Source organism: Pseudomonas spartinae (genome assembly GCF_965197125.1).
Taxonomy (GTDB): domain Bacteria; phylum Pseudomonadota; class Gammaproteobacteria; order Pseudomonadales; family Pseudomonadaceae; genus Aquipseudomonas; species Aquipseudomonas composti_A.
This window is the reverse complement of record NZ_CBDAMB010000006.1, coordinates 106,127-132,562: the sequence shown is the minus strand read 5'-3', so window position 1 is coordinate 132,562 and position 26,436 is coordinate 106,127. Positions and strand designations below refer to the sequence as shown.

Genomic DNA, 26,436 nt, shown 5'->3' with positions numbered 1-26,436 from the left:
CCGATCATGATTGGCGTACCGGCCAAGACGCGCGGCTTCACCCTGATCGAACTGCTGGTGGTGCTGGTCATTCTCGGCAGCCTGATCGGCCTGGCGGTGTTCAGCACCGGCATCGCCGGGCCGGCGCGCGAGTTGCGCAGCGAGGCCGAACGCCTCAGTGGCTTGATCGGCGTGCTGCTCGACGAGGCCGTGCTGGATAACCGCGAGTACGGCCTGAGTTTTACCCGCGAGGGTTATCGGGTGCTGCGCTACGATCCGCAGCGCGCCGAATGGCAGGCGCTGGATCGTCAGGCTCATCGACTGCCGGAGTGGGCCGAAATGGAATTCGAAGTGGAAGGCGAGGCCATGACCCTGGTGGCCGAGGCCGGTGCTGACACGCCGCAGTTGCTGATCCTGTCCAGTGGCGAGCTGACGCCATTTCGCCTGCGTATCGCCGAGCGCCGCCGCGACGGCCTGCGCCTGCAACTGTCCAGCGACGGCTTCGGCCTGCCGCGCGTCGAGGAGCTGGGCGCGGGGCGTGCTGGATGAGGGGGGCGCGCGGCTTCACCCTGCTCGAAGTGCTGGTGGCGCTGGCCATCTTCGCCCTGGTCGCCGCCAGCGTGCTGACCGCCAGCGCACGCAGCGTGCGCACCGCCAGTCAGTTGGAAGACAAGACCCTGGCGATGTGGGTGGCCGACAACCGTATGACCGAGTTGCAACTGGCCGAGACGCCGCCTGCCGACGGCCGCGATCAGGGCCAGGTGGAATTCGCCGGGCGCCGCTGGGGCTGGCAAAGCGAGATCGAGGCCACCAGCGAGCCGACCATGCGCCGCGTGACGCTGTGGGTCGCTGTCGATGAGCGCGGCGCCCGTGGCGATATGCGCGAGCGGGCCGTGGTCAGCCTCAGCGGATTTCTCGGAGCGCCGCGATGATGCGTGAGCAGCGCGGTTTCACCCTGCTGGAGCTGCTGATTGCCATCGCCATCTTCGCGTTGCTGGGGCTGGCCACCTACCGCATGCTCGACAGCGTGCTCAGCGCCGACGCCGTCACCCGTGAACACGAACGCCAGCTGCGCGAGCTGAGCCGTGCCCTGTCTGCGTTCGAGCGCGACGTGCGCCAGGTGACGGTACGGCCGACTCGCGATGGTTTCGGCGATGATCAGCCGGCGCTGCACAGCGACCTAGCCGATGCCACCGCGCTGGAGCTGACGCGCGCCGGCTGGCGCAATCCGCTGGGCCAGCCGCGTGCCGAGGTGCAGCGTGTGCGCTGGCAGCTCAGTGGCGAACAATGGCAGCGCCGCTACTGGCGTGTACTGGATCGCGCGCAGGACAGCACGCCGCAGATCCAGCAGGCGCTCGATGGTGTCGAGTCGCTGAGCCTGCGTTACCTGGACAAGGAGGGGCAATGGCAGACCGACTGGCCGCCGGCCAATGCCTCTGGCGATAGCCTGCTCACCGATTTGCCGCATGCAATCGAGCTGCGCCTGCAGCATCGCCGTTATGGCGAGCTGCGTCGCCTGCTGCGCCTGCCGGATCTGCCCGCGCAGCAGGCACCAGCGGCGCCGCCGGGTGAGCAGGACGAGGTGCCGCAGTCATGAGACGGCAGAGCGGAGTGGCCCTGATCACCGTGCTGCTGGTGGTCGCCGTGGTGACGGTGGTCTGCGCCGGGCTGATCGCCCGCCAGCAGCTGTCGATCCGCAGCAGTGCCAACCAGCTGCACGTGACCCAGGCCTGGCATTACGCCCTGGGCGGCGAGACGCTGGCCAAGGCGATGCTCGAGCGCGATCTGCGCCAGGGCGACCCGCGTCAGCCGGTTGATCATCCGCTGGAGCCCTGGGCGAGGCCGTTGCCACCTTTTCCGCTGGATGAGGGCGGGGAACTGCGTGTGCAGATCGTCGACCCCAGTGGCCGCTTCAATCTCAACAATCTGGTGAGTCAGGGGCGGCCCAATGAATTGGCGGTGCTGCGTTTTCGCCGTCTGTTGCAGCGCCTGGACATCGGCAAACCCTATGCCGAGCGCCTGCTGGACTGGCTGGATCGCGACAGCGAATTGCAGGGGGGCAATGGCGCGGAGGATAGCCAGTACCTGCTGGCGACGCCGCCTTATCGCACCACCAATCGCGAGATCAGCGACGTGTCCGAGCTGCGTCTGCTGCTGGAAATGGACGATGCTGACTACCGCCGCTTGCAGCCCTTCGTCAGCGCCTTGCCCAGCGGTACGTTGCTCAACGTCAACACGGCCAGCGCCATGGTGCTCTCCAGCCTGTCCGACAGCTTGAGTCCGGATGCGGCCATGGCGCTGATCGCCGGGCGCGGCGCTGAGGGTTACCCCAGCGCCAGTGCCTTCGCTGCTCAGCCTGCGCTCGCGGGGTTGGGCGAGCAGGTGGTGCAGGGGCTGGCGGTTGGCAGTCAGTATTTCGAGGTGTTCAGCGAAGTGAGCCTGGGCGAACGCCGGGTGGTATTGCGCAGCCTGTTGCAGCGCAGCAATGATGGCCAGGTCAGTGTCCTGGCGCGTGATCTGGGACAGGGCGGTATGCCGCCTACGCCCATTGAGGAAGCACAAGAATGACCCCTACATGGATTTTCCTGCCGCCCGAGGCGTGCCACGACCTGTCAGCGGAGCTGCCCGTCATGCGCGTTACGGCAGATGGCAGTCGTGCAATGAGCCTGGCCGAGGCACTGGCCGATGTGCCTGCGCATTGGCAACTGGTGTTGCCGGTAGAAGCCGTCACTGCCTGTGCCGTGCAGCTGCCGACACAGAAGGCGCGCTGGATGCGTCAGGCCCTGCCGTTCGCGGTGGAGGAGCTGCTGGCCGAGGAGGTCGAGCTGATGCACCTGGCGCTGGGCGAGCAACTGGCCGATGGTCGTCATCGTGTCTACGCGGTGCGCGCCAGTTGGCTGCGCGAGTGCCTGGCCCTGTGTGCGGCGCAACCGCCGCAGGCGATTCGTGTCGACGCCGATCTGTTGCCGCGCCAGGGCAGTCAGTTGCTCTGGCTGCAGTCGCGCTGGCTGCTCGGCGGCGAGGCGCCCTGGCGCCTGGCCTTGCAGTCTGAGGACTGGCCGGTACTGGCAGGGCGATGCCCTGCGCCGCACATCGCCAGTGCGCCAGCGGGGCAGCAGTTGCCTGAAGTCGTCGATGAAGCGCACCTGCTGGAAGATGCGCAGCAGTGGCTGGTGCGTCAGCATGCGGGTGTCGACCTCGCGCAAGGCGAGTTCGCCCTGCGCCAGAGCGGTGATGGCTGGCTGCGTTGGCGTCCGCTGGCCGCTGTGCTGGCGCTGTGTCTCATACTGCAGTGGGGCTTCAATCTGGCGCAGGGCTGGTACCTGCAGCGTGAAGCCGATGCTTACGCCGCGTCCAGCGAGGCGCTGTATCGCGAGTTGTTTCCACAGGACAGCAAGTTGATCAATCTGCGTGCGCAGTTCGACCAGCATCTGGCGCAGTCCACGGGGCGCGACAGTCCGCTACTCGGTCTGCTGGCCGAGGTGGCGGCCGCGCTAAATGCCGAAGGAGCGCCGCAGGTGCAGGTCAATCAGCTCGACTACAGTGCGACGCGCGCCGATATGTCGTTGCAGCTGCAGGCGCCGGGGTTCGCCGAGCTGGAGGGGCTGCGCGAGCGCCTGGAGGCGGCGGGACTGTCGGTACAGATGGGCTCGGCTAGCCGCGAAGCCGAAGGCGTCAGCGCGCGTGTGGTGATAGGAGGATGAGCGGTATGTCGAGAACGGGATTGAGCGAAAACCTGCACCTGCACTGGCAGCGCTCGCCACTGGCGCAACGTTGGCAGGCGCTGCCTGCGCGTGATCGCCTGGCGTTGATGGCGTTGAGCGCTTTCCTGCTGCTGGTGCTGTTCTACCTGGCCTTGTGGCAGCCGGCGCAGCGTCATGCCCAGGCAGCGCGCGCCGCGTTCGAAGAGCAGCGGGCGCTGTATGCCTATCTGCGGAGCCGTGCACCGCAGCTGCAGGGGCGCGATCTGCAGCCGCGCGCCAGCCTCGACCCGGCGCGCCTGCAGGGCGTGGTCACGGCCAGCGCGGCGCAGCGGGGGCTGGTGATCGAGCGTCTGGATACCGAGGGCGTAGGCGCGGTGCAGGTCAGCCTGCAGCCGGTGGCGTTCGCCCAGTTGCTAGGCTGGATCGAGGCGCTGGAAGCGCAGGGCGTGCGCGTCGAGGAAGCCGGCTTGGACCGCGCCGAGGAAAATCGCGTGACCACCCGTCTCACCCTGCGGGTAGATGGCTAGGGTGCGCCATGCGCACCCTAAGGTTTGCATGGCGCCACGGTAACATCACGCACCCGATTGGGCGCTTAGGGAACGTTGGTGCGCCGATACGGTGCCATTTCCAATACTGGATGACGCGGTAAAACGGCGTTGAAGCCCATGAAACGGGCTTTCGCTGATTGATGGCCTGAGTATTGCTAAAGGTATGGGTTTACCTTTTTCTCTTGATCACTGCTTTTGCGGGCTGTCAATATCTGCCCTCGGTGCTTCCTGCGCTTCTGTAATTAGTTGTCGCATTGAAGAAATATCGCCTCATTGCCTGCCGCTAGAATGCCGCTCACCCAGCCAAGGCCCTTTGTCGCTCGTCCTACACGACCGTGCCGCACTGCCTTCTATAACCCATAAAAGGCCCGGGCCCCTCACTGCCATCGATGCCATACCCAATTCGAAGGAGCAAAGAATGAAGAAGATCGCACTGCTCGGCGCCCTGGCGCTGTCCCTGATGTCGCCCCTGGCCCTGGCCGAGAAGCCGTTGCGCATTGGTATCGAGGCGGCCTACCCACCCTTCGCATTCAAGACTCCTGATGGCCAGATTTCCGGCTTCGACTACGACATCGGCAATGCCCTGTGCGAAGAGATGAAGGTCGAGTGCAAGTGGATCGAGCAGGAGTTCGATGGCCTGATTCCGGCGCTGAAAGTGCGCAAGTTCGACGCCGTGCTGTCGTCGATGTCGATCACCGAAGATCGCAAGAAATCGGTGGACTTCACCGGCAAGTACTACGCCACTCCCGCCAAACTGGCGATGAAGGCCGGTACCGAGCTCAAGGATCCGCTGGTCGACCTGAAAGGCAAGAAGATCGGCGTGCAGCGCTCTTCTGTGTATGACCGTTACGCCACCGACATCTTCGCTCCGGCGGGCGCCGAAATCGTGCGCTACAGCTCGCAGAACGAAGTCTTCCTGGACATGCAGTCCGGTCGCCTGGATGCCACGCTGGCCGATTCGGTGAATATCGATGACGGCTTCCTCAAGACCGACGGCGGCAAGGGCTTCGCCTTCGTAGGCCCGGACTTCACCGACGTGAAGTACTTCGGCGAAGGCCAGGGCATCGCCGTGCGCAAGGGTGACAAGGCGCTGGCCGACAAGATCAGCGCAGCCATCCTGGCCATTCGCGCCAACGGCAAGTACAAGGAAGTGCAGGACAAGTACTTCGACTTCGACGTTTACGGCGAGTAAGCGCTTCGAGACGGATGAAGTGGCACTAACCTTTGCTAGAGGGTGTTTACAAAGCGCAGCAATTTGTAGACATCCTCTGAGGTTGTGCCACTTTTTTCTTGGTTAATCCTTTAGGTATCGGCTGTCTGTTCGTCCGTGCTGGCGTTCAGGCGTTGTAGGTCGCTGCGGCGACATCCATTTCCTTTGTGCGATACGGCGCCACCCCGGTGCCTGAGAGGTATTGGCGCATGCTTCAAGGCTACGGCTCGACCATTCTCGAGGGTGCCTGGCTTACCGTGCAGCTGGCGCTGTTGTCGATGGCGGTCGCCGTCGCACTTGGCCTGCTTGGTGCGGCTTTTCGTCTGTCGCCAGTGAAATGGCTGGCCCTGCTGGGCGAGACCTACGCCACGGTGATTCGTGGCATTCCCGAACTGGTGCTGATTCTGCTGATCTTCTTCGGCGGTCAGGATCTGGTGAATCGCATCGCTCCGCTGCTGGGCTATGAGGATTACATCGACATCAATCCCTTCGTGGCGGGTGTCGGCACGCTGGGCTTCATCTACGGTGCTTATCTGTCGGAGACCTTTCGTGGCGCCTTCATGGCCATCCCGAAAGGGCAGGGCGAGGCTGGCATGGCCTATGGCATGAGCCCGCGCCGAGTGTTCCTGCGCATCCTCGTGCCGCAGATGATCCGCCTGGCGATTCCAGGCATCACCAACAACTGGCTGGTGCTGGTCAAGGCTACCGCGCTGATCTCCCTGGTCGGCCTGCAGGACATGATGGCCCGCGCCAAGAGCGCCGGTGACGCGACTCGCGAGCCGTTCACTTACATCCTCCTGGCGGCGGCCGTGTACCTGGCGATCACCAGCGTGTCGCTGCTGGTACTGCGCTATCTCGAACGGCGCTATTCGGTCGGCGTAAAAGCCGCCGAACTCTGAGGGAGTGACCATGCTTTTCGATTACAACGTGGTTCTCGAAAGCCTGCCGCTGTACTTCGGTGGTGTGCTGGTGACCCTCAAGCTGCTCATCATTGCGCTGGCCGTGGGCCTGTTGCTGGCGGTGCCGCTGGCGATCATGCGGGTGTCGAAGCAAAAGCTGGTCAACTTCCCGGCGTGGCTGTACACCTATGTGATCCGTGGCACGCCGATGCTGGTGCAGCTGTACCTGCTGTACTACGGCCTGGCCCAGTTCGAAGCGGTGCGCGAGAGTTTCCTGTGGCCTTACCTGTCCAGCGCCACTTTCTGCGCCTGCCTGGCCTTTGCCATCAATACCAGTGCCTACACCGCTGAAATCCTCGCTGGTAGCCTCAAGGCCACGCCGCCCGGCGAGATCGAGGCGGCCAAGGCCATGGGCATGTCGCGCGGCAAGCTCTATTCGCGCATCCTGCTGCCGTCGGCGTTGCGCCGGGCGCTGCCGCAGTACAGCAACGAGGTGATCATGATGCTGCACACCACCAGCCTGGCCTCGGTGGTGACCCTCATCGACATCACCGGTGCAGCCAAAACCGTCAGCTCGCAGTACTACCTGCCGTTCGAGGCCTACGTCACCGCCGGCCTGTTCTACCTGGCATTGACGTTCATCCTGGTGCGCCTGTTCAAGCTGGCCGAACGCCGCTGGCTGGCTTACCTGGCGCCGCGCAAGGCCTGATGCCATGACGATTCAAGAGAACCCGAACATGTACAAACTCGAAGTTCAGGACCTGCACAAGCGCTACGGCAGTCATGAGGTGATCAAGGGCGTGTCGATGGCGGCCAAGGCCGGCGACGTGATCAGCATCATCGGCTCCAGTGGCTCGGGCAAAAGCACCTTTCTGCGTTGCCTGAACCTGCTGGAGCAGCCGCATGCCGGCAAGATCCTGCTCAACGGCGAAGAGCTGAAACTGGTGCCGGCCAAGGATGGTTCGCTGCGCGCCGCCGATGCCAGGCAGCTGCAGCGCATGCGCTCGCGCCTGGCCATGGTGTTCCAGCACTTCAACCTGTGGTCGCATATGAGCGCCCTGGAAAACGTGATGGAAGCGCCGGTGCACGTGCTCGGGGTGAACAAGGCAGAAGCCCGCGACAAGGCCGAGCATTATCTGGCCAAGGTTGGCGTTGCGCACCGCAAGGACGCCTACCCGGCGCACATGAGCGGCGGTGAGCAGCAGCGCGTGGCCATTGCCCGTGCCCTGGCCATGGAGCCGGAAGTGATGCTGTTCGACGAGCCGACTTCGGCGCTCGACCCGGAGCTGGTTGGCGAAGTGCTCAAGGTCATGCAGGACCTGGCCACCGAAGGGCGCACCATGGTGGTGGTGACTCACGAAATGGGTTTCGCCCGCGAGGTGTCGAATCAGCTGGTGTTCCTGCACAAGGGGCTGGTCGAAGAGCGCGGTTGCCCGAGGGACGTGCTGACCAATCCGCAATCCGAGCGACTGCAACAGTTCCTTTCCGGCAGTCTCAAATAATAAGAAGCTAGACTGCGCACTGAACCGGTGCGCAGCGGACCTTGAACAGACACTAATGACCCCCCATCGAATCGGCTTTTTATACTGGCCCGGCACCAAGGCCCTGACCCTGTCCCTGGCGGAGGAAGCCTTGCGTGTCGCCCAGCGGGTGCATCCGGAAGTGGTGTACGAGCTGGTATTCCTCCAGGCCGAGCCGCTGGCAGCGGGGGACTGGCGTTTGCCAGGTGAGCCCTGGGCCGGGCATCTGGAAGGGCTGGACAAGCTGTTCCTGCTCGCCGATGCGCCGCCGGCGCAGGTGTCCGCCGGCCTGGCAGCGGCGCTGAAACAGCAGGTGCGCGGCGGTTGTGTGATCGGCGGGCTGTCTGCCGGGGTCTATCCGCTGGCTCAGCTTGGTTTGCTCGACGGTTATCGCGCCGCGGTGCACTGGCGCTGGCAGGACGATTTTTCCGAGCGTTTCCCCAAGGTCATCGCCACCAGTCATCTGTTCGACTGGGATCGCGACCGGCTGACCGCCTGCGGTGGTCTTGCCGTACTCGACCTGCTGCTGGCGGTGCTGGCGCGCGATCACGGCGCAGAACTGGCCGGTGCGGTGAGCGAGGAACTGGTGGTCGAGCGCATTCGCGAGGGCGGTGAGCGTCAGCGTATTCCACTGCAGAATCGCCTCGGCTCCAGTCATCCGAAGTTGACCCAGGCGGTGCTGCTGATGGAGGCCAATATCGAGGAGCCGCTGACCACCGACGAGATCGCCCAGCACGTGTGCGTGTCGCGCCGGCAGCTGGAGCGCATCTTCAAGCAGTACCTCAATCGCGTACCGAGCCAGTACTACCTGGAGCTGCGCCTGAACAAGGCGCGCCAGTTGCTGATGCAGACCAGCAAGTCGATCATCCAGATCGGCCTGTCCTGCGGTTTCTCTTCGGGGCCGCATTTCTCCAGCGCCTATCGCAACTTCTTCGGCGCGACGCCGCGCGACGACCGTAACCAGCGTCGCAGCAACAGCCCCTTCGAACTGACGTCGACGCCGGTCGAGCGCGGCTGATCCACCTTGTGGGATCAATGGTCGTAGCCCGGATGAAATCCGGGGTGATCGCGTGCGGCCCCGGGTTTCACCCGGGCTACGTACCTGGAACTTTCGATACCGGCCAGTCAGCTTGCGGAGATTTTTTTCGCCGGCGTGCTCCAGGCAGCGATCTGCGATTAAACTGCGCCTTTCCGACGCTTTCTGTCGCTTGGACGAAAACCCGCGGAAAACCTGGGGTGGCGCTGTAAGAAGTTGTCGCATGGCGACAATGCCGGCCCCGATTCAGTCCCTACAATCCTTGCATTCCCTGTCGTTTCGGGCGCTTCGTCGCCTGCCTGCGGCGGGTATTTCTCATCAGGAGAGCTTTGATGTCCGTTCAGCACGATGCGGTGCAACGCGCCGATTTCGATCAGTTCATGGTCCCCAACTACGCCCCTGCTGCCTTCGTACCCGTGCGCGGCTTGGGTTCGCGAGTCTGGGATCAGAGCGGTCGAGAGCTGATCGACTTCGCCGGCGGCATCGCTGTCAACGTGCTTGGCCACTGCCACCCGGCGCTGGTCGCGGCGCTCACCGAGCAGGCCAATACCCTGTGGCACATCTCCAACGTGTTCACCAACGAGCCGACCCTGCGCCTGGGCAAGAAGCTAGTCGAGGCGACCTTCGCCGAGCGCGTGTTCTTCTGCAATTCCGGCGCCGAGGCCAACGAGGCGGCGTTCAAGCTGGCGCGCCGTGTCGCCCATGACCGCTTCGGACCGGACAAGCACGAAATCATCGCGGCCACCAACAGCTTCCACGGCCGTACCCTGTTCACCGTCAGCGTCGGCGGCCAGCCGAAGTACTCCGATGGTTTCGGGCCGAAGATCCAAGGCATCACCCATGTTCCGTACAACGATCTGGAGGCGCTGAAAGCCGCCATTTCCGACAAGACCTGCGCCGTGGTGCTGGAGCCGATCCAGGGCGAGGGCGGCGTGTTGCCGGCGGACAAGGCCTACCTCGAAGGCGCTCGTGCCCTGTGCGATGCGCACAACGCGCTGCTGGTGTTCGATGAGGTGCAGAGCGGCATGGGCCGTACCGGCGAACTGTTCGCCTACATGAATTACGGCGTGGTGCCGGACATCCTCTCCAGCGCCAAGAGCCTGGGCGGTGGTTTCCCCATCGCGGCGATGCTCACCACCACCGATCTGGCTACGCATTTTTCGCCCGGCACCCACGGCACCACCTACGGCGGTAACCCGCTGGCCTGCGCGGTCGGCGAGGCGGTGCTGGATATCGTCAATACCCGTGAAACCCTGGACGGTGTGAAGGCCAAGAGCGAGCAATTCAAGACCCGCCTGCTGGCCCTGGGCAAGCAGTACGGCCTGTTCGAGCAGGTGCGTGGCATGGGCCTGCTGCTCGGCTGCGTGCTCAACGAACAGTGGAAGGGCAAGGCCAAGCAGGTGCTCGATGCCGCCAGCGCCGAAGGCCTGATGATTCTGCAGGCCGGTCCGGACGTGGTGCGCTTCGCCCCGAGCCTGGTGGTCGAAGAAACCGATATCGAAGAAGGCCTGACTCGTTTCGAGCGTGCGCTGGGCAAACTGACGGCGGCCTGAGTCCTTGCTGACTTCCAGTGGGGGGGCTTTAGCCGCGCCAGTCGCCGCTGAAGTGCCTCCCGCGCTGGCTACCAACCTTGCAGCTTCCGTGTTTAGAAGGAGTGACCCATGCTGGTGATGCGCCCTGCGCAAATGGCGGACCTGGCGGACGTGCAGCGACTGGCTGCTGACAGCCCGGTGGGTGTCACTTCGTTGCCGGACGATGCAGGCCGGCTGGGCGACAAGATCGCTGCCTCGGAGGCGTCGTTCGCCGCCGAGGTCAGTTTCAATGGCGAGGAAAGCTACTTCTTCGTCCTCGAGGACACCGAGAGCGGTCGTCTGGTCGGCTGCTCGGGTATCGTCGCCTCGGCTGGCTACTCCGAGCCCTTCTACAGCTTTCGCAACGAAACCTTCGTGCACAATTCGCGCGAGCTGAAGATCCACAACAAGATTCACGTGCTGTCGCTGTGTCACGACCTGACCGGCAACAGCCTGCTCACCAGCTTCTATGTCGAGCGTTCGCTGGTCAGCAGTGCGTTCGCCGAACTCAATTCGCGCGGGCGCCTGCTGTTCATGGCCGGGCACCCGGAGCGTTTCGCCGATGCTGTGGTGGTGGAGATCGTCGGCCACAGCGACGAAAAGGGCGATTCGCCGTTCTGGGAAGCGGTGGGGCGTAACTTCTTCGACATGACCTACGCCGAGGCTGAGCGTCTGTGCGGGCTCAAGAGCCGTACCTTCCTCGCTGAGCTGATGCCGCATTACCCGATCTACGTGCCGCTGCTCTCCGACGAGGCGCAGGAGGCCATGGGACAGGTGCATCCGCGTGCGCAGATCACCTTCGACATTCTCATGCGCGAAGGCTTCGAGACCGATCACTACATCGACATCTTTGACGGTGGCCCGACCCTGCATGCGCGCACGTCGGGCATCCGCAGCATCGCGCAGAGCCGCCTGGTGCCGGTGAAGATCGGCGAGGCCGACGGCGCAGGGCGCCAGTATCTGGTGAGCAACGGCCAGTTGCAGGATTTCCGCGCCATCGTCTCCGAACTCGACTGGGTGCCGGGCAAGCCCGTTGTGCTCAGTGCACAAACGGCCGAGGCGCTGGGTGTCGGTGAAGGCGCCAGTGTCAGGTTGGTAGCGCTTTAAATAGAAGGCTGCAGACTGCGAGCAGCAGGCTGCAGGCAGAGAATTGAGGCTTCTGCCCAAGGCCTGGCGCCTGTGGCTGGAAGCTGAACCGGAGGTTCTATGATCGTTCGTCCCGTGCGCAGTGCCGACTTGCCGGCTCTGATCGACCTGGCTCGCAGCACTGGTGCTGGGCTGACCACGCTGCCCGCCAACGAGCAGCGCCTGGCGCATCGGGTCGGTTGGGCGGAGAAGGCCTTTCGCGGCGAGGCCGAACGCGCTGATGCCGACTACCTGTTTGTGCTCGAAGACGATGCCGGCAAGGTGGTCGGTATTTCTGCGGTGGCAGGCGCCGTCGGTCTGCGTGAGCCCTGGTACAACTATCGGGTTGGCCTGACCGTCAGCGCCTCGCAGGAGCTGAACATCCATCGCCAGGTGCCGACCTTGTTCATGGCCAACGACCTGACTGGCAACTCCGAGCTGTGCTCGCTGTTCCTGCATGCCGATCACCGCACGGGCCTCAACGGACGTTTGTTGTCCAAGGCGCGCTTTCTGTTCATCGCCGAGTTTCGCGAGCTGTTCGGTGACAAGGTGATCGCCGAGATGCGCGGCATGTCCGACGACCGCGGGCGTTCTCCCTTCTGGGAGAGTCTCGGCCGGCATTTCTTCAAGATGGAATTCTCCCAGGCGGACTACCTCACCGGCGTCGGCAACAAGGCCTTCATCGCCGAGCTGATGCCGAAGTTTCCGCTCTATACCTGTTTCCTTTCCGAAGATGCACGCGCCGTGATCGGCCGTGTTCACCCGGACACCGAGCCGGCGCTGGCCATGCTCAAGGCCGAGGGCTTCAGCTACCAGGGCTATGTCGACATCTTCGATGCCGGTCCGGCGATCGAGGCGGAGACTGCGAAGATCCGCGCCGTGCGCGATAGCCAGAATCTGGTGCTGGCCATCGGCACGCCGGGTGATGACGCCGAGTCCTTCCTGGTACACAACCGCAAGCGCCAGGATTGCCGGATCACCGCCGCGCCTGCGCGTCTGGCGGCCGGCACCCTGGTGGTCGATCCGCAGACTGCCAGACGTCTGCGTCTGTCCGCTGGCGATCAGGTGCGCGCCGTGGCGTTGGCGGCGCACGGCTGAGTCATGGGTTTTGCCCGGCGGCTCGTGCGGCTGCCGTTGAATGCTGGGAGTGGTAGAACAAGATGAACACTCATTACATCGCAGGGCAGTGGCAGTCTGGTCAGGGCGAGCCGCTGCAATCGTTCGACCCGGTCAGCCAGGCCTTGCTGTGGCAGGGCCAGAGCGCCACGGCCGCGCAGGTCGACGCCGCTGTGGCCGCTGCCCGTGGCGCGTCCGCGCTGTGGGCCGCGCATTCGCTGGATGGCCGTATCGCCGTGCTGGAACGGTTCGCCGCCTGCCTGAAAGCGCGGGCGGACGAAGTGGCCCGGGCAATTGGCGAGGAGACCGGCAAGCCGCTGTGGGAGGCAGCCACCGAGGTCAACAGCATGGTGGGCAAGGTCGCGATTTCCATTCAGAGCTACCGTGAGCGCACTGGCGAGAAGAGTGGCCCGCTCGGCGACGCCACCGCGGTGTTGCGCCACAAGCCGCATGGCGTGGTCGCGGTGTTCGGCCCTTACAACTTTCCCGGGCACCTGCCCAATGGTCATATCGTGCCGGCGCTCTTGGCCGGCAACTGCGTGCTGTTCAAGCCCAGCGAGCTGACGCCGAAGGTGGCCGAGCTGACCGTGCAGTGCTGGATCGAGGCCGGGCTGCCCGAGGGCGTGCTCAATCTGTTGCAGGGCGGCCGCGAAACCGGTGTCGCCCTGGCCGGCCATCCCGGTATCGACGGGCTGTTCTTCACCGGCTCCAGTCGCACCGGTAACCTGCTGCACGCCCAGTTCGCCGGCCGTCCGGACAAGATCCTGGCGCTGGAGATGGGCGGCAACAACCCGCTGATCGTCGATCAGGTCGCGGATGTCGACGCTGCGGTCTACACCATTGTCCAGTCCGCGTTCATCTCGGCCGGCCAGCGTTGCACCTGCGCGCGCCGCCTGCTGGTGCCGCAAGGGGAGTGGGGCGATGCCCTGCTGGCGCGCCTGGTGCAGGTGACGCGGCAGATCCGGGTCGGTCGTTTCGACGAACAGCCGGCGCCATTCATGGGCTCGGTGATTTCTCTGCAGGCCGCCGGGCAACTGATGCAGGCACAGCAGCACCTGTTGGCTGGCGGCGCCACGGCATTGCTGGAAATGACCCAGCCGCAGGCCGATGCCGCACTGCTGACGCCCGGTATCCTCGATGTCACGGCGCTGGGCGAGCGTCCGGACGAGGAATTTTTCGGCCCGCTGCTGCAGGTGATTCGCTACGACAGCTTCGAATCTGCCATCGCCGAGGCCAACGCCACCGCTTACGGGCTGGCCGCTGGCCTGTTGTCCGACTCGCGCGCGCGCTTCGAGCAATTCTGGCTGCATAGCCGCGCCGGCATCGTCAACTGGAACAAGCAGCTCACCGGTGCCGCCAGCACTGCGCCGTTCGGCGGTATTGGCGCCTCGGGCAACCATCGCGCCAGTGCCTATTACGCCGCCGATTATTGCGCCTACCCGGTGGCCGGGCTCGAAAGCGAAAGCCTGACCCTGCCCGCGACCCTGACTCCGGGAGTGACTTTGTGATGTCCGCTTTTGAAATGAATGTCGATGGCCTGGTCGGGCCGACGCACAACTACGGTGGGCTGTCCTACGGCAACGTTGCCTCGCAGAGCAACAGCCATGCCGCATCGAGCCCCAGGGATGCGGCCAAGCAGGGCCTGGCGAAGATGAAGGCGCTGATGGACATGGGCTTCAAACAGGGCGTGCTGGCCCCGCAGGAGCGCCCGGATGTCGCCGCGCTGCGTCGTCTGGGCTTTACCGGCAGCGATGTCGAGGTGATCGCGCGTGCTGCGCGAGAAGCCATGCCGCTGCTGGTGGCGAGCTGCTCGGCCTCGAGCATGTGGACGGCCAATGCCTGCACCGTCAGCCCCAGCGCCGACACGGCAGACGGTCGCGTGCATTTCACCGCCGCCAACCTCAACTGCAAGTTCCACCGCAGCATCGAACACCCGACCACCAGCCGCGTGCTGCAGGCGATGTTCGCCAACGACGCGCACTTCGCCCATCACCCGGCATTGCCGGCGGTGGCGCAGTTCGGTGACGAGGGCGCGGCCAACCACACGCGTTTCTGCAAGGGTTATGGCGACGCGGGGGTGGAGTTCTTCGTCTACGGTCGTAGCGCCTTCGACACCCGTTATCCGGCGCCGGCGCGTTATCCGGCGCGGCAGACCCTGGAGGCCAGTCAGGCGGTCGCCCGCCTGCACGGGCTGAGCGAGGCAGGCGTGGTCTATGCCCAGCAGAATCCGGCCGTGATCGATCAGGGCGTGTTTCACAACGATGTGATCGCGGTGGGCAATGGCGAGGTGCTGTTCTATCACCAGGACGCCTTCCTCGATACCGACAAGGTGCTGGCCGAACTGGGCGACAAACTGGCCCGCCGTGGTGGCAACTTTCAGGCGGTGTGCGTGCCGGGTTCTGCCGTCAGCGTGCAGGATGCCGTGCGCTCCTACCTGTTCAACAGCCAGCTGTTGAGCCGTGCCGATGGCAGCATGCTGCTGGTGGTGCCGGAAGAGTGCCGCAACAACCCCAGCGTCTGGCGTTACCTGCAACAGCTGACCGCCAGCGGCGGGCCGATCCGTGAGGTGCGAGTGTTCGACCTCAAGCAGAGCATGCAGAACGGCGGTGGCCCGGCATGTCTGCGTCTGCGCGTGGCGCTCAACGAGCAGGAACTGGCGGCAATCAATCCCGGGGTGGTGATGAGCGACGCGCTGCACGATACCCTGGTGGTCTGGGTCGACAAACACTACCGCGACCGATTGAGCGAAGCCGATCTGGCCGACCCGCAATTGTTGAGCGAATGCCGCACGGCATTGGATGAACTGACACAGATCCTTAAACTGGGCTCGGTCTATCCTTTCCAGATAGCCTGAACCTGACCTCGATTCCCGGAGATTTTATGAGCGATGCGCTGCAACTGATTCTTGAAGACAACGACGGCACCCAGCTGGAAACCTCCTGCAGCCGCTTTGCCGTGGTCTGGCAGGGCAAGGAAGTGTGGGTCCAGGCCGTTGGCGATCAGTTGCTGATCGGTGTCGACGTGGAGGAGGGCGATACCGAATACGTCAACCTGCTGCTGCGTCCGCAGGCCACCAACCTGGTCAGCCTGGAGCTGGAGATGGAGCCGATGATCGCCGATGAGGACGATCATGTTCATGGCCCGGACTGCAATCACTAAGCCTTGAGGAGTGTCCGATGCTTGTCCTCGGAAAGCTGCTTGAACTGACCCTGGCCGGCCACGAGCCGTCGGCGAAGATTCAACTGACGCCCGATGGCACGCGTTTGCGCTGGCTCGACGAAGGCGCGCTGGAGGTGACCCCACCTGCGGCGCGCGACAACGGCCTCGACCTGCTGCTGTCGGCAGGCGTCCACGGCAACGAAACCGCGCCGATCGAACTGCTCGATCGCCTGTTGCGGGGTATCGCGCGCAACGAGTTGCATCCAACAGCACGCATTCTCTTTCTGTTCGGCAATCCCGAGGCCATGCGCCGTGGCGAGCGTTACGTCGAGCAGGACCTCAATCGCCTGTTCAGCGGTCGTCATGAGCAGTCCAGTGGCTTCGAGGCCATCAGGGCCTGCGACCTGGAGCACCTGGTCGTCAACTTCTTCGGCAAGGACACCGGCCGCACACGGCTGCACTACGACCTGCATACCGCCATCCGAGCCTCCAAGATCGAGCAGTTCGCCCTCTACCCCTGGCAAGAGGGGCGCGCGCATTCCCGGCGTGAGCTGGAGCGCCTGCACGCTGCCGGTATCGAGGCGGTGTTGCTGCAGAACAAGGCGTCGACCACGTTCAGTGCCTACACCTACGCGCAGCTGGGTGCCGAAGCCTTCACTCTGGAGCTGGGCAAGGCCCGTGCCTTCGGGCAGAACGAGCTGGTCCACCTCGACCTGCTGGAGAACGCCCTGCACGCGCTGATCGAAGGGCGCGAGGTGATCAGCGGCGAGCCGACACTCGACGGCATGCAGCTGTTCGCGGTATCGCGTGAGGTGATCAAGCACAGTGACAGCTTCCAGTTGCACCTGCCGGCCGATATCGAGAACTTCACCGAGCTGGAGCGCGGCTATCTGCTTGCCGAAGACATTGCCGACAGCCGCTGGGTGGTGGAGGAGCAGGGCGCGCGCATCATCTTCCCCAATCCCAAGGTCAAGAACGGCCTGCGCGCCGCCATCCTGATCGTCCCGGACGACGGTGCCGGCCTGGTTTAGCCTGCGCGCCATCTGCCTGGGTATCCGGACGGCATCCCGTAGGCGCGGCTTCAGCCGCGATACACCTCGCCGTCTGGGCTCCGCCACCTGTCAGCAGAGACAGCCGGCTCGCTCGCCGTTCCGCCGGATTTCGCCTCAACTGTATCTTGTGGCGGGCTTCGCCATCTCTTTAGCATGGGCCTTTCGCCAATTGCCGGGAAAGCCTGTCATGCCTCTGATCGACCTGCGTAGCGACACCGTCACTCAACCCACTGCCGCCATGCGTGAAGTCATGATGACTGCCGAGCTGGGCGATGATGTCTATGGCGAAGACCCCACGGTAAACCGTTTGCAGACCTGGTTGGCCAATGAGCTGGGCTTCGAGGCGGCGCTGTTCGTCCCTACCGGCACCATGAGCAACCTGATCGGCCTGATGGCCCACTGCGAGCGCGGTGACGAGTACATCGTCGGCCAGCAGGCGCACACCTACAAATATGAGGGCGGCGGCGCCGCCGTGCTCGGCTCCATCCAGCCGCAACCGATCGAGGGCGAGGCCGATGGCTCGCTCGACCTGGCCAGGGTCGAGGCGGCGATCAAACAGGACGACTTCCATTTCGCCCGTACACGCCTGCTGGCGCTGGAAAACACCATGCAGGGCAAGGTGCTGCCGCTCGACTACCTGGCTGCCGCCCGCGAGTTTACTCGTCGTCGTGGCTTGAGCCTGCATCTCGATGGCGCCCGCCTGTATAACGCGGCGGTCAAGCTCGGGGTGCCGGCGCGCGCGATTACCCAACATTTCGATTCGGTCTCGGTATGCCTGTCCAAGGGGCTCGGGGCGCCGGTCGGCTCGGTGCTCTGCGGTAGCGCCGCGCTGATCGACAGGGCGCGTCGTTCGCGCAAGATGGTCGGCGGCGGCATGCGTCAGGCCGGTGTGCTGGCAGCGGCCGGTCTTTATGCGCTGCAGCACCAGGTCGAGCGCCTGGCCGAGGACCATGCCAAGGCCGCGCGTATGGGCGAGGCGTTGAGCGAATTGGGCTACAGCGTCGAGCCGGTACAGACCAATATGGTCTATGTGCAGCTCGGTGAACGTGCCGACCAGATCAAGGCCTTCATGGCCGAGCGCGGCATTGCCGTCACCGCTTCGCCGCGTCTGCGTCTGATCACTCATCTGGATGTCGGGACCGAAGGCGTCGAGCGGGTGATCGAGGCGTTCGCTGCTTTCCGCGACCATTGATCCTGCGGCCGGCCGCCCCTGGCGGTCGGCTGTCAACAAGGCACTAGCCGTGGGCAGCAGGCCCGATATAATGCGTCCCTTTGCAGACTGCGTGACAACTGCTGCGCCCGGTCATGTTGCGTTGGAAAACGGCTCAGAATGCTCATTTACACTCAGTAAATTGCGCACGTTCGCCGGTTTTTGCCTCGCCTGACCTTCGCTCGCGACGTTTTCACGCTCTCTACCTTGCCGGCTCTGCCGTGGCCGCCTGATTCCGTGGATGACCCCTATGAAAAGCGCAGAAATCCGTGAAGCCTTCCTGAGCTTCTTCGAAGAAAAAGGGCACACCCGTGTCGCTTCCAGCTCGCTGATTCCAGCGAACGACCCGACCCTGCTGTTCACCAACGCAGGCATGAACCAGTTCAAGGACTGCTTCCTGGGCCTGGAAAAGCGCGCCTACACCCGCGCTACCACCAGCCAGAAGTGCGTGCGGGCGGGCGGCAAACATAACGACCTGGAAAACGTCGGTTACACCGCGCGTCACCACACCTTCTTCGAAATGCTGGGCAACTTCAGCTTTGGCGACTACTTCAAGCGTGACGCCATTCATTACGCCTGGGAGTTCCTGACCTCCGAGAAGTGGCTGAACCTGCCCAAGGAAAAACTCTGGGTCACCGTCTACGCCACCGATGACGAGGCCTACGACATCTGGACCCGTGAAGTGGGCATTCCCAGCGAGCGGATGATCCGCATCGGCGACAACAAGGGCGCGCCGTATGCCTCCGACAACTTCTGGGCGATGGGTGATACCGGGCCGTGCGGTCCGTGCACCGAGATCTTCTTCGACCATGGCGAGCACATCTGGGGCGGCCCACCCGGCAGCCCGGAAGAGGACGGTGACCGCTACATCGAGATCTGGAACAACGTGTTCATGCAGTTCAATCGCACTGCCGATGGCGTGCTGCACGCGCTGCCGGCACCGAGCGTGGACACCGGCATGGGCCTGGAGCGCATCAGCGCCGTGCTGCAGCACGTCAACTCGAACTACGAGATCGATCTGTTCCAGAATCTGCTGGCCGCCTCGGCCAAGGCCATCGGTTGCGCCAACGCGGGCGAGGCGTCGCTGAAGGTGGTGGCTGACCACATTCGTTCCTGCAGCTTCCTGATCGCCGATGGCGTGACGCCGTCCAACGAAGGCCGTGGCTACGTGCTGCGCCGTATCATTCGTCGCGCCTGCCGTCACGGCAACAAGCTGGGCGCCAAGGGCAGCTTCTTCTACCAGATCGTCGCCGCGCTGGTGGCCGAGATGGGTGAAGCCTTCCCCGAGCTCAAGCAGCAGCAGGCGCACATCGAACGCGTGCTCAAGACCGAAGAAGAGCAGTTCGCCAAGACCCTGGAGCAGGGCCTGAAGATCCTCGAGCAGGACCTGCTCGAGCTCAAGGGCAAGGTCATTCCCGGTGACGTGGTGTTCAAGCTGTATGACACCTACGGTTTCCCGGTCGACCTGACCGCCGACATCGCCCGTGAGCGCGAGCTGTCGGTGGACGAAGAAGGCTTCGAGCGTGAAATGGAGGCGCAGCGCGAGCGTGCCCGTTCCGCCAGCGCCTTCGGCATGGATTACAACGCGCTGGTGAAAGTCGATACCGACACCAACTTCCTCGGTTACGAAGGCACCAGCGGCAGCGGCAAGATCATCGCCCTGTTCAAGGCCGGCGCCGCGGTCGACAGCCTCGCCGAAGGCGAGGAGGGCGTGGTGGTGCTGGACCAGACCCCGTTTTACGCCGAGTCCGGCGGTCAGATCGGTGACTGCGGTTATCTGGGGGGCGCCGGCGTGCGCTTCGACGTGCGTGACACCACCAAGGCGGGCGGTGCTTTCCTGCACCACGGCGTAGTCGCCAAGGGCGGCCTGAGCGTCGGTACCAGCGTCAAGGCCGAGGTCGAGGCCGATGTGCGTCAGGCTACCGCGCTGAACCACTCGGCTACTCACCTGCTGCATGAAGCCCTGCGTATCGTGCTCGGCGACCATGTGCAGCAGAAGGGCTCGTTGGTCAACAGCCAGCGCCTGCGCTTCGACTTCAGCCACTTCGAGGCGATCAAGCCGGAGCAACTCAAGCAGATCGAAGACATCGTCAATCGCGTGGTGCGCGAGAACTCGGCGGTGGAAACCGAGATCACTGATATCGAGACCGCCAAGGCCAAGGGTGCCACGGCGCTGTTCGGCGAGAAGTATGGCGATCAGGTGCGTGTACTGAGCATGGGCGGCGATTTCTCCGTCGAACTGTGCGGCGGTACCCACGTTTCGCGTACTGGCGATATCGGCCTGTTCAAGATCGTCAGCGAGGGCGGCGTAGCTGCCGGCGTGCGTCGTATCGAGGCGGTCACCGGTGCGCAAGCGCTGGCCTGGCTCAATGGCGCCGAGGAGCAGCTCAAGGAAGCCGCTTCCCTGGTCAAGGGCAATCGCGACAACGTGCTGGACAAACTCTCGGCACTGATCGAGCGCAACCGTCAGCTGGAAAAGGAGCTGGAGCAACTCAAGGCCAAGGCCGCCAGTGCCGCTGGTAACGACCTGGCGGGCTCGGCCGTGGACGTGAAAGGCACCAAGGTGCTGGCTGCGCGTCTCGATGGCCTGGACGGCAAGGCGCTGCTGGCACTGGTCGACCAGCTGAAGAACAAGCTGGGCAGCGCGGTGATCCTGCTCGGCGGTGTGTTCGACGAGAAGGTGGTGCTGGTCGCGGGCGTGACCCAGGATCTGACCGCCAAGCTCAAGGCCGGCGACCTGATGCGTCAAGCCGCTGCGGTCGTCGGTGGCAAGGGCGGTGGTCGTCCGGACATGGCCCAGGGCGGCGGCGTCGATGCCGGCAAGCTGGATGAAGCCCTGGCCTTGGCCGCGGCTCTGGTCGAGCAGGCTTCGTAACGAGCGAGAAAGCGGGGCCCGCAGTGCGTCCGGCGGGCCTTGGCAGTATGACCCGATGCGGGTTTAATGGGCGCCCTTCGAGGAATCAGGCGGCTTTTTGAAATGGCTTTGATCGTACAGAAGTTTGGGGGCACCTCCGTCGGCACCATCGAGCGTATCGCGCAGGTAGCCGACAAGGTGAAGAAGTTCCGCGAGAACGGTGACGACATCGTCGTCGTGGTTTCCGCCATGAGCGGCGAAACCAACCGCCTGATCGATCTGGCTAAACAGATCACCGATGGCGAGCCGGTTGCGCGTGAGCTGGATGTCATGGTGTCCACTGGTGAGCAGGTGACCATTGCCCTGCTGGCGATGGCGCTGATCAAGCGTGGCGTGCCGGCGGTGTCCTACACCGGCAACCAGGTGCGCATCCTCACCGACAGCGCGCACAACAAGGCGCGTATTCTGCAGATCGATGACCAGAAGATTCGTGCTGATCTCAAGGCCGGTCGCGTCGTCGTGGTTGCAGGTTTCCAGGGTGTCGATGAGCACGGCAATATCACCACCCTCGGTCGTGGTGGTTCCGATACCACCGGTGTGGCTCTGGCAGCGGCGCTGAAAGCCGAGGAATGCCAGATCTACACCGATGTCGATGGTGTCTACACCACCGACCCGCGTGTGGTGCCCAAGGCCCAGCGCCTGGAAAAGATCACCTTCGAAGAGATGCTGGAAATGGCCAGCCTCGGTTCCAAGGTGCTGCAGATTCGCTCGGTGGAGTTCGCCGGCAAGTACAACGTCCCGCTGCGCGTTCTGCACAGCTTCCAGGAGGGGCCGGGCACCCTCATTACCCTTGATGAAGAGGAATCCATGGAACAGCCGATCATTTCCGGCATCGCCTTCAATCGCGACGAAGCCAAGCTGACCATCCGTGGGGTGCCGGATATTCCCGGCATCGCCTTCAAGATTCTCGGCCCGGTGAGCGCCGCCAATATCGAAGTGGACATGATCGTGCAGAACGTTTCGCACGATAACACCACCGATTTCACCTTCACCGTGCATCGCAACGACTACAACAACGCCCTCAGCGTGCTGCAGAAGACGGCTGAGGAGCTGGGCGCTCGTGAGGTGGTGGGTGATACCAATATCGCCAAGGTGTCCATCGTCGGTGTCGGCATGCGTTCCCATGCTGGCGTTGCCAGCCGCATGTTCGAAGCTCTGGCCAAGGAGACCATCAACATTCAGATGATCTCCACCTCCGAGATCAAGGTGTCCGTGGTGATCGAAGAGAAGTATCTGGAGCTGGCGGTACGCGCTCTGCATACCGCCTTCGAGCTGGATGCCCCGGCCCGACAGGGTGAGTGAATGCACTGATTCGAAAGGCGCGGCTGGTTCCGCGCCTTTCGTTTTTTTGACTGGTGCGCGGGAACTTTCTTTCTACGCGGGCTGGTCAATACTTGGGTGGAGGCTTTCGGGCTTGATTTAGCCGCAAGCTGGCACCATTTTCTTTTTTGCAGACTGTTGTCCTGAATAATGTAATCCGTGAGGAGAAAGGAATGCTGATTCTGACTCGCCGGGTCGGAGAGACCCTGATGGTCGGTGATGATGTGACTGTCACCGTGTTGGGTGTGAAAGGCAATCAGGTGCGCATTGGTGTCAATGCGCCGAAAGAGGTTGCCGTACACCGTGAAGAAATCTACCAACGCATCCAGAAAGAGAAGGGTGACGAACCAAGCCACTAATTTTTCTACAAATTTCTGTTTGCAAACGGGGAAAACATGTTTATCATGCGCCCCGTGTTGCGGAGAGGTGGCCGAGTGGCCGAAGGCGCTCCCCTGCTAAGGGAGTACACCTCAAAAGGGTGTCGGGGGTTCGAATCCCCCCTTCTCCGCCATTATTCAGCGAGTCGGGCGCAAGCCAGGCTGGCGAATCAACCAGAGGTGATCTGGTATAAAAGCACCGACCGGACTCATAGCTCAGCTGGATAGAGTACTCGGCTACGAACCGAGCGGTCGGAGGTTCGAATCCTCCTGAGTCCGCCATATTCAATGGCTTGCATCGCTGCAAGCCATTTTGTTTCAGCCAGTGGTGGTCTGGTTTAAAAGCACCATAAGATCGCACGAAAGGCACTGCCTTGAAGGCGTTCTGCAACGGACTCATAGCTCAGCTGGATAGAGTACTCGGCTACGAACCGAGCGGTCGGAGGTTCGAATCCTCCTGAGTCCGCCATATTCAATGGCACTGCAGCGATGCAAGGTCATGTTTCAACCAGCGGTGATCTGGTCTAAAAGCGCCATAAGATCGCACGAAAGGCACTGCCTTGAAGGCGCTCTGCAACGGACTCATAGCTCAGCTGGATAGAGTACTCGGCTACGAACCGAGCGGTCGGAGGTTCGAATCCTCCTGAGTCCGCCATACCGAAAGGGCCTGCAGAAATGCAGGCTCTTTTTCTTTGTGCGTTATTTCTTCACGCACCCGGCTTCGTCGAAGCTGACCTGTCGGCTGTTGCCGCCTTTGCGCTTTTCACGATAGTGGTAGCGCTCCTGCCCATTGCTGGCCGTGACTCTGTCCGGTTTGCCCAGGCTGCTTTCCACGTCGCTCCGGCTCATGCCGCGGCGAATGTCCTTGCGGATGATCGCCTGGCGTCTCTCGCTGCTGCTCAGCAGGTTGCCGCAGCCATCGTCCTGCTGGCCGATGATGGTCAGCTCGCCATTGCTTGCCGAGGTGGTTGCTGTGCGTCGGCTCGGGGTAGCCAAAGGGATTGCCTTGCCGCTGCTTGGCGTATGGTTGCGCGTGTCCTGCAGATGCTGTTCCTGATCGCTGGCGCAGCCGTGGCGGGTGAAGGTGACATGGCCGTCTGCGCCCACGCAGCGGAACACGCTGGCGGCATGGCTGTCTTCAATACAGTGGAGAAGTGCAGCGGTAAATAGCGCTGCCCAATGCTGTCCTTGCATGAGGCGTCCTCCGTGACGTTTGCCTGTTTCAGGTTAGACCGTTTTTTCCTGCTCGTCAGGGTGTCCCCGTGCGAGCGGCCGGCGTCGCATAGCCAGGTTTCATGCGAGATCGAAGTTTGCGATGCAAGCAGTTGTTCTTGCCGCGCTTTTGTCACGTACAAAGCTGTTTTGCGGTGTTATCATTCGCCGCGTCAGCCCCGCCGGGGCTTGTGGAATACCACCATGGACTTACCCAGTAGTTACTCAATACTCCCCTCGCACAATCGTGTAAGACCTGATTGATCCCCTTTGGCGTGCCCGCCAGCTGGGGGTGGAGCGCGCCATGACTGAAGTAGAAGCCAAAAAGCCGCAAGAGAGCCTGCAGGATCGCCTGGCCCAGGTGATCGAGCTGCTGCATCGGCACAGACTGGTCGAAGACCTGACCCATCGTCAGGAAGGCCAGCATCACGACCGGGTAGAAAGCCTGGTACATCGTCAGAATCTCGTCGAGCTGCAACGCAAGCTTGAAGATCTGCACCCGGCTGATGTCGCCCACATCCTCGAAGCCTTGCCGCTCGACGACCGCCTGACCGTCTGGCAGCTGGTCAAGGCCGAGCGCGATGGCGACATCCTGCTGGAAGTGTCCGACGCGGTCCGAGAAACCCTGATCGCCGACATGGACGATCACGAAATTCTCGCCGCAGCCAAGGATCTGGACGCCGACGAACTCGCTGACCTGGCGCCGGAGCTGCCGCGTGACGTCGTTCACGAGCTGATGGAGTCCCTCGACGCCCAGCAGCGTGAGCGTGTGCGCTCGGCCCTGTCCTATGAGGAGGATCAGGTCGGCGCGCTGATGGACTTCGAGATGGTCACCATCCGCGAAGACGTCAGTCTGGAGGTGGTGCTGCGTTACCTGCGCCGCCTGAAGGAGCTGCCGGGGCATACCGACAAGCTGTTCGTGGTCGATTACGACGGCGTGCTCAAGGGCGTGCTGCCGATCAAGCGTCTGCTGGTCAATGATCCGGACAAGCAGGTTGGTGAGGTCATGGCCGACGATCCGGTCAGCTTCCACCCGGACGAGGACGGCTATGACGCCGCCCAGGCATTCGAGCGTTACGACCTGATTTCCGCCCCGGTGGTGGACAAGAACGGCAAGCTGATCGGTCGTCTGACCATCGATGAGATGGTCGACCTGATCCGTGAGGAAAGCGAAAGCGAAGTGCTGAACATGGCCGGTCTGCGCGAGGAGGAAGATATCTTCGCCTCGGTGTGGAAGTCGGTTCGCAACCGTTGGGCCTGGCTGGCGATCAACCTGGTCACCGCTTTCCTGGCGTCACGGGTGATCGGCCTGTTCGAGGGTTCGATCGAGAAACTGGTCGCCCTGGCGGCGCTGATGCCCATCGTTGCCGGCATCGGTGGCAACTCGGGTAACCAGACCATCACCATGATCGTGCGCGCGATGGCGCTCGATCAGGTCAGCACCGGTAATACCGCGCGCCTGGTGCGCAAGGAGCTGGGGGTGTCCCTGATCAACGGCATCCTCTGGGGTGGCGTGATCGGTGGGGTGGCCTATTACCTGTACGACAGCTGGTCGTTGGGCGTGGTGATGACCGCTGCGATGACCCTGAACCTGTTGCTGGCCGCGCTGATGGGGGTGCTGATACCCATGACGCTGGCACGCCTGGGGCGCGATCCGGCCATGGGGGCCAGCGTGATGATCACCGCCATGACCGACAGCGGCGGTTTCTTCATCTTCCTCGGAATGGCGTCGATCTTCCTGCTGTAACCTCAGTTCATCGGCGCGAGCAGGTGCCGGGTGTCCAGAAAGGCCGTGCCCCTGGTGATCCGGCTGCCCTCCAGTTGCGTGCAGCAATTGCGCCTGCCGATGACCCGCAGCGCCATGAGTGCGATCAGGGGCGCGCAAGCCCGTCGCAATTCATCCGCGAACCGAGCCTCTGTTCGGGAGATGAAACCCACCATTTCAAGAGCTTCCTGGCCCTCGCTGCGGCGCTCGATAGCCCAGCTCGCGCGGTCTGCTAGGGCGAGCTTTGCCAAGGCGTTCTAGTTCTTTGGTAGTGAATGCGGCGAAACCACTACATAAATCCTTCGTTCAGCCCTTATGTGGTTTGCCTGAAACGCTCGTTTCAGGCTAAGGTTCGGCAGCTTTGCCCGGGCCTAGGTGCCGGGCGCTCCTGATCAAATAATGAATGCAGCCGCCGAGCTGCTGGCCAAAGGAGCCAAGATGACCCCCAGTGAACTGCTGCTCGAGGGTGTCGAACTCATGCTATTCGGCATGGGCTTCGTGTTTGTCTTTCTGGTGTTGCTGGTTGGCGTGGTCAGCCTGATGTCCCGTCTGGTTGCGACCTTCGCTCCGCCCGCACCGATCTCTGTCGTTTCCTCTCCAATGCCCAGTGCCAAGCCGGCCAGCCATGAGCCGGATGCAGAAACGCTGGCCGCCATCCAATCCGCTATTGTCCAGCACCGCGCCCGCCGCGGTTGATCAGGTTCAGAGGGAGTACCTGC

General features: G+C 63.2%; 26 protein-coding genes and 4 tRNA genes. 28 read left to right on the top strand and 2 right to left on the bottom strand.

Annotation, left to right across the window (positions count from 1 at the left end; genetic code table 11):
* Positions 1 to 6: 6 nt before the first annotated feature.
* From gspH to ACN8M7_RS14825, 26 genes are all read left to right on the top strand, one after another.
* On the top strand, positions 7 to 528 hold the full coding sequence (gene gspH, locus ACN8M7_RS14950) for a type II secretion system minor pseudopilin GspH (protein ID WP_061240385.1): 522 nt from the start codon (positions 7 to 9) through the stop codon (positions 526 to 528).
* A complete protein-coding gene (gene gspI / locus ACN8M7_RS14945; protein WP_490261257.1) occupies positions 525 to 911 on the top strand; it encodes a type II secretion system minor pseudopilin GspI in 387 nt (128 codons plus the stop codon). Before gspH ends, gspI begins: the two co-directional genes overlap by 4 nt.
* Positions 911 to 1,576, top strand: a complete 666-nt coding sequence (gene gspJ / locus ACN8M7_RS14940; protein ID WP_490261373.1) for a type II secretion system minor pseudopilin GspJ — start codon at positions 911 to 913, stop codon at positions 1,574 to 1,576. The genes gspI and gspJ overlap by 1 nt, the downstream gene beginning before the upstream one ends.
* Positions 1,573 to 2,547, top strand: coding sequence for a type II secretion system minor pseudopilin GspK (gspK, locus tag ACN8M7_RS14935; RefSeq protein ID WP_490261256.1), 975 nt, complete (start codon positions 1,573 to 1,575; stop codon positions 2,545 to 2,547). The genes gspJ and gspK overlap by 4 nt, the downstream gene beginning before the upstream one ends.
* Positions 2,544 to 3,683 (top strand): type II secretion system protein GspL, encoded by a 1,140-nt coding sequence (gene gspL / locus ACN8M7_RS14930; RefSeq protein ID WP_490261255.1) that lies wholly within the window; start codon positions 2,544 to 2,546, stop codon positions 3,681 to 3,683. The genes gspK and gspL overlap by 4 nt, the downstream gene beginning before the upstream one ends.
* A gap of 5 nt (positions 3,684 to 3,688) precedes the next feature.
* Positions 3,689 to 4,210, top strand: a complete 522-nt coding sequence (locus ACN8M7_RS14925; RefSeq protein ID WP_490261254.1) for a type II secretion system protein M — start codon at positions 3,689 to 3,691, stop codon at positions 4,208 to 4,210.
* Positions 4,211 to 4,649: 439 nt separating this feature from the next.
* Positions 4,650 to 5,423: an ABC transporter substrate-binding protein gene (locus tag ACN8M7_RS14920; RefSeq protein ID WP_061240389.1), complete on the top strand. Its 774-nt coding sequence runs from the start codon at positions 4,650 to 4,652 to the stop codon at positions 5,421 to 5,423.
* Positions 5,424 to 5,650: 227 nt separating this feature from the next.
* On the top strand, positions 5,651 to 6,340 hold the full coding sequence (locus ACN8M7_RS14915) for an ABC transporter permease (protein WP_061240390.1): 690 nt from the start codon (positions 5,651 to 5,653) through the stop codon (positions 6,338 to 6,340).
* Positions 6,341 to 6,350: 10 nt separating this feature from the next.
* Positions 6,351 to 7,049 carry an ABC transporter permease gene (locus ACN8M7_RS14910; protein WP_490261253.1) on the top strand — a complete coding sequence of 233 codons (699 nt, stop codon included), beginning with the start codon at positions 6,351 to 6,353 and terminating at the stop codon, positions 7,047 to 7,049.
* 28 nt (positions 7,050 to 7,077) lie between these two features.
* Positions 7,078 to 7,842, top strand: a complete 765-nt coding sequence (locus ACN8M7_RS14905; RefSeq protein WP_061240392.1) for an ABC transporter ATP-binding protein — start codon at positions 7,078 to 7,080, stop codon at positions 7,840 to 7,842.
* A 55-nt stretch (positions 7,843 to 7,897) separates the two neighbouring features.
* Positions 7,898 to 8,878 carry a transcriptional regulator ArgR gene (gene argR, locus ACN8M7_RS14900; protein ID WP_061240393.1) on the top strand — a complete coding sequence of 327 codons (981 nt, stop codon included), beginning with the start codon at positions 7,898 to 7,900 and terminating at the stop codon, positions 8,876 to 8,878.
* A 350-nt stretch (positions 8,879 to 9,228) separates the two neighbouring features.
* Positions 9,229 to 10,449 (top strand): aspartate aminotransferase family protein, encoded by a 1,221-nt coding sequence (locus ACN8M7_RS14895; protein ID WP_490261252.1) that lies wholly within the window; start codon positions 9,229 to 9,231, stop codon positions 10,447 to 10,449.
* A 108-nt stretch (positions 10,450 to 10,557) separates the two neighbouring features.
* Positions 10,558 to 11,574, top strand: a complete 1,017-nt coding sequence (gene aruF / locus ACN8M7_RS14890) for an arginine/ornithine succinyltransferase subunit alpha (protein ID WP_061240395.1) — start codon at positions 10,558 to 10,560, stop codon at positions 11,572 to 11,574.
* Positions 11,575 to 11,673: 99 nt separating this feature from the next.
* Complete coding sequence (gene astA, locus ACN8M7_RS14885; RefSeq protein WP_490261251.1) at positions 11,674 to 12,690, top strand: arginine N-succinyltransferase; 1,017 nt, start codon at positions 11,674 to 11,676, stop codon at positions 12,688 to 12,690.
* A gap of 62 nt (positions 12,691 to 12,752) precedes the next feature.
* On the top strand, positions 12,753 to 14,216 hold the full coding sequence (astD, locus tag ACN8M7_RS14880; protein WP_490261250.1) for a succinylglutamate-semialdehyde dehydrogenase: 1,464 nt from the start codon (positions 12,753 to 12,755) through the stop codon (positions 14,214 to 14,216).
* Positions 14,216 to 15,562: an N-succinylarginine dihydrolase gene (gene astB / locus ACN8M7_RS14875; RefSeq protein ID WP_490261249.1), complete on the top strand. Its 1,347-nt coding sequence runs from the start codon at positions 14,216 to 14,218 to the stop codon at positions 15,560 to 15,562. Before astD ends, astB begins: the two co-directional genes overlap by 1 nt.
* A 26-nt stretch (positions 15,563 to 15,588) precedes the next feature.
* On the top strand, positions 15,589 to 15,867 hold the full coding sequence (locus tag ACN8M7_RS14870; RefSeq protein WP_490261248.1) for a topoisomerase II: 279 nt from the start codon (positions 15,589 to 15,591) through the stop codon (positions 15,865 to 15,867).
* Positions 15,868 to 15,884: 17 nt separating this feature from the next.
* Positions 15,885 to 16,898 (top strand): succinylglutamate desuccinylase, encoded by a 1,014-nt coding sequence (astE, locus tag ACN8M7_RS14865; RefSeq protein ID WP_061240400.1) that lies wholly within the window; start codon positions 15,885 to 15,887, stop codon positions 16,896 to 16,898.
* 208 nt (positions 16,899 to 17,106) lie between these two features.
* Positions 17,107 to 18,111 (top strand): low-specificity L-threonine aldolase, encoded by a 1,005-nt coding sequence (gene ltaE / locus ACN8M7_RS14860; protein ID WP_490261247.1) that lies wholly within the window; start codon positions 17,107 to 17,109, stop codon positions 18,109 to 18,111.
* A gap of 268 nt (positions 18,112 to 18,379) precedes the next feature.
* Entirely contained in the window at positions 18,380 to 21,004 is a 2,625-nt protein-coding gene (gene alaS / locus ACN8M7_RS14855) for an alanine--tRNA ligase (RefSeq protein ID WP_490261246.1), read from the top strand.
* 102 nt (positions 21,005 to 21,106) lie between these two features.
* Entirely contained in the window at positions 21,107 to 22,345 is a 1,239-nt protein-coding gene (locus ACN8M7_RS14850; RefSeq protein ID WP_061240403.1) for an aspartate kinase, read from the top strand.
* Positions 22,346 to 22,536: 191 nt separating this feature from the next.
* Complete coding sequence (csrA, locus tag ACN8M7_RS14845) at positions 22,537 to 22,722, top strand: carbon storage regulator CsrA (RefSeq protein ID WP_003244478.1); 186 nt, start codon at positions 22,537 to 22,539, stop codon at positions 22,720 to 22,722.
* Positions 22,723 to 22,783: 61 nt separating this feature from the next.
* Positions 22,784 to 22,874, top strand: a tRNA-Ser gene (locus ACN8M7_RS14840).
* Positions 22,875 to 22,945: 71 nt separating this feature from the next.
* Positions 22,946 to 23,022, top strand: a tRNA-Arg gene (locus tag ACN8M7_RS14835).
* Positions 23,023 to 23,132: 110 nt separating this feature from the next.
* Positions 23,133 to 23,209, top strand: a tRNA-Arg gene (locus ACN8M7_RS14830).
* Positions 23,210 to 23,318: 109 nt separating this feature from the next.
* Positions 23,319 to 23,395 (top strand) — tRNA-Arg (locus ACN8M7_RS14825).
* 44 nt (positions 23,396 to 23,439) lie between these two features.
* On the opposite strand, the gene bamE is transcribed toward ACN8M7_RS14825, so the two are convergent.
* Entirely contained in the window at positions 23,440 to 23,934 is a 495-nt protein-coding gene (bamE, locus tag ACN8M7_RS14820) for an outer membrane protein assembly factor BamE domain-containing protein (RefSeq protein WP_490261245.1), read from the bottom strand.
* A 322-nt stretch (positions 23,935 to 24,256) separates the two neighbouring features.
* Between bamE and mgtE the strand changes: the two genes are divergently transcribed.
* Entirely contained in the window at positions 24,257 to 25,699 is a 1,443-nt protein-coding gene (gene mgtE / locus ACN8M7_RS14815) for a magnesium transporter (RefSeq protein WP_490261244.1), read from the top strand.
* A 2-nt stretch (positions 25,700 to 25,701) separates the two neighbouring features.
* On the opposite strand, the gene ACN8M7_RS14810 is transcribed toward mgtE, so the two are convergent.
* The gene (locus ACN8M7_RS14810; RefSeq protein ID WP_490261243.1) at positions 25,702 to 25,968 is read right to left on the bottom strand and encodes a hypothetical protein; all 267 of its coding nucleotides are present in this window, start codon (positions 25,966 to 25,968) and stop codon (positions 25,702 to 25,704) included.
* 187 nt (positions 25,969 to 26,155) lie between these two features.
* On the opposite strand from ACN8M7_RS14810, the gene ACN8M7_RS14805 reads away from it, so the two are divergent.
* The gene (locus ACN8M7_RS14805; RefSeq protein ID WP_061240057.1) at positions 26,156 to 26,413 is read left to right on the top strand and encodes an OadG family protein; all 258 of its coding nucleotides are present in this window, start codon (positions 26,156 to 26,158) and stop codon (positions 26,411 to 26,413) included.
* The last annotated feature ends 23 nt before the right edge of the window (positions 26,414 to 26,436 follow it).

Excerpts from the sequence above, each read along its gene's own strand:
- gspH (WP_061240385.1), top strand. The coding sequence starts at position 7 with ATGATTGGCGTACCGGCCAAGACGCGCGGCTTCACCCTGATCGAACTG.
- gspI (WP_490261257.1), top strand. The coding sequence starts at position 525 with ATGAGGGGGGCGCGCGGCTTCACCCTGCTCGAAGTGCTGGTGGCGCTG.
- gspJ (WP_490261373.1), top strand. The coding sequence starts at position 911 with ATGCGTGAGCAGCGCGGTTTCACCCTGCTGGAGCTGCTGATTGCCATC.
- gspK (WP_490261256.1), top strand. The coding sequence starts at position 1,573 with ATGAGACGGCAGAGCGGAGTGGCCCTGATCACCGTGCTGCTGGTGGTC.
- gspL (WP_490261255.1), top strand. The coding sequence starts at position 2,544 with ATGACCCCTACATGGATTTTCCTGCCGCCCGAGGCGTGCCACGACCTG.
- ACN8M7_RS14925 (WP_490261254.1), top strand. The coding sequence starts at position 3,689 with ATGTCGAGAACGGGATTGAGCGAAAACCTGCACCTGCACTGGCAGCGC.
- ACN8M7_RS14920 (WP_061240389.1), top strand. The coding sequence starts at position 4,650 with ATGAAGAAGATCGCACTGCTCGGCGCCCTGGCGCTGTCCCTGATGTCG.
- ACN8M7_RS14915 (WP_061240390.1), top strand. The coding sequence starts at position 5,651 with ATGCTTCAAGGCTACGGCTCGACCATTCTCGAGGGTGCCTGGCTTACC.
- ACN8M7_RS14910 (WP_490261253.1), top strand. The coding sequence starts at position 6,351 with ATGCTTTTCGATTACAACGTGGTTCTCGAAAGCCTGCCGCTGTACTTC.
- ACN8M7_RS14905 (WP_061240392.1), top strand. The coding sequence starts at position 7,078 with ATGTACAAACTCGAAGTTCAGGACCTGCACAAGCGCTACGGCAGTCAT.
- argR (WP_061240393.1), top strand. The coding sequence starts at position 7,898 with ATGACCCCCCATCGAATCGGCTTTTTATACTGGCCCGGCACCAAGGCC.
- ACN8M7_RS14895 (WP_490261252.1), top strand. The coding sequence starts at position 9,229 with ATGTCCGTTCAGCACGATGCGGTGCAACGCGCCGATTTCGATCAGTTC.
- aruF (WP_061240395.1), top strand. The coding sequence starts at position 10,558 with ATGCTGGTGATGCGCCCTGCGCAAATGGCGGACCTGGCGGACGTGCAG.
- astA (WP_490261251.1), top strand. The coding sequence starts at position 11,674 with ATGATCGTTCGTCCCGTGCGCAGTGCCGACTTGCCGGCTCTGATCGAC.
- astD (WP_490261250.1), top strand. The coding sequence starts at position 12,753 with ATGAACACTCATTACATCGCAGGGCAGTGGCAGTCTGGTCAGGGCGAG.
- astB (WP_490261249.1), top strand. The coding sequence starts at position 14,216 with ATGTCCGCTTTTGAAATGAATGTCGATGGCCTGGTCGGGCCGACGCAC.
- ACN8M7_RS14870 (WP_490261248.1), top strand. The coding sequence starts at position 15,589 with ATGAGCGATGCGCTGCAACTGATTCTTGAAGACAACGACGGCACCCAG.
- astE (WP_061240400.1), top strand. The coding sequence starts at position 15,885 with ATGCTTGTCCTCGGAAAGCTGCTTGAACTGACCCTGGCCGGCCACGAG.
- ltaE (WP_490261247.1), top strand. The coding sequence starts at position 17,107 with ATGCCTCTGATCGACCTGCGTAGCGACACCGTCACTCAACCCACTGCC.
- alaS (WP_490261246.1), top strand. The coding sequence starts at position 18,380 with ATGAAAAGCGCAGAAATCCGTGAAGCCTTCCTGAGCTTCTTCGAAGAA.
- ACN8M7_RS14850 (WP_061240403.1), top strand. The coding sequence starts at position 21,107 with ATGGCTTTGATCGTACAGAAGTTTGGGGGCACCTCCGTCGGCACCATC.
- csrA (WP_003244478.1), top strand. The coding sequence starts at position 22,537 with ATGCTGATTCTGACTCGCCGGGTCGGAGAGACCCTGATGGTCGGTGAT.
- bamE (WP_490261245.1), bottom strand. The coding sequence starts at position 23,934 with ATGCAAGGACAGCATTGGGCAGCGCTATTTACCGCTGCACTTCTCCAC.
- mgtE (WP_490261244.1), top strand. The coding sequence starts at position 24,257 with ATGACTGAAGTAGAAGCCAAAAAGCCGCAAGAGAGCCTGCAGGATCGC.
- ACN8M7_RS14805 (WP_061240057.1), top strand. The coding sequence starts at position 26,156 with ATGACCCCCAGTGAACTGCTGCTCGAGGGTGTCGAACTCATGCTATTC.